The organism is Sphingomonas endophytica (assembly GCF_001476895.1).
Classification (GTDB): Bacteria; Pseudomonadota; Alphaproteobacteria; order Sphingomonadales; family Sphingomonadaceae; genus Sphingomonas; species Sphingomonas endophytica_A.
This window is the reverse complement of record NZ_LDTB01000316.1, coordinates 1-706: the sequence shown is the minus strand read 5'-3', so window position 1 is coordinate 706 and position 706 is coordinate 1. Positions and strand designations below refer to the sequence as shown.

The 706-nt window shown below is 67.3% G+C and carries 1 protein-coding gene and 1 pseudogene; both read left to right on the top strand.

Annotation, left to right across the window (positions count from 1 at the left end):
• Positions 1–15: 15 nt before the first annotated feature.
• Positions 16–198 (top strand): annotated as a pseudogene (locus NS334_RS18975) (hypothetical protein); the annotation flags it as partial.
• An 88-nt stretch (positions 199–286) separates the two neighbouring features.
• Positions 287–706 (top strand): thiamine pyrophosphate-dependent enzyme (locus tag NS334_RS18970; protein ID WP_206542747.1); only part of this gene is annotated, 420 nt, incomplete at its 3' end.

Here is a 706-nt window from a genome sequence, read left to right as displayed (position 1 = left end):
GTGCCGTTCCTGCCGATGAGCATGGCCAAGGGCCTCCTGCCCGATCTGCATCCGCTCTGGGCGGGTGCGGCGCGCTCGACGGCGCTGAAGGACTCGGACGTGGTGCTGCTGATCGGCGCCCGGCTGAACTGGCTGCTGTCGCACGGCAAGGGCAAGAGCTGGGGCGATCCGCCGAAGAAGTTCATCCAGATCGACATCGAGCCGAAGGAGATGGACTCCAACGTCGAGATCGTCGCCCCCGTGGTCGGCGACATCGGCTCCTGTCGTCTCCGCGTTCCTCGATGCGATGGGCGCGAACTGGACTGCGGCACCCAACGACTGGCTCGCGACCGTCGCGAAGAAGCGCGACGACAACGTCGCCAAGATGGCGCCGAAGCTGATGAGCAACGCCTCGCCGATGGATTATCACGGTGCGCTCGGCGCGCTCCGCGCCATCATCGCGGAACGCCCCGACACCATCTTCGTCAACGAGGGCGCCAACACGCTCGACCTCGCCCGCGGCGTCGTCGACATGCACAAGCCGCGCAAGCGGCTCGACGTCGGCCCCTGGGGCGTGATGGGCATCGGCCTGGGCTATTCGATCGCTGCCGCGGTCGAGACCGGCCTGCCGGTGCTCGCGGTCGAAGGCGACAGCGCGTTCGGCTTCTCGGGCATGGAGGTCGAGACCATCTGCCGCTACAAGCTGCCGATCTGCGTCGTGATCTTC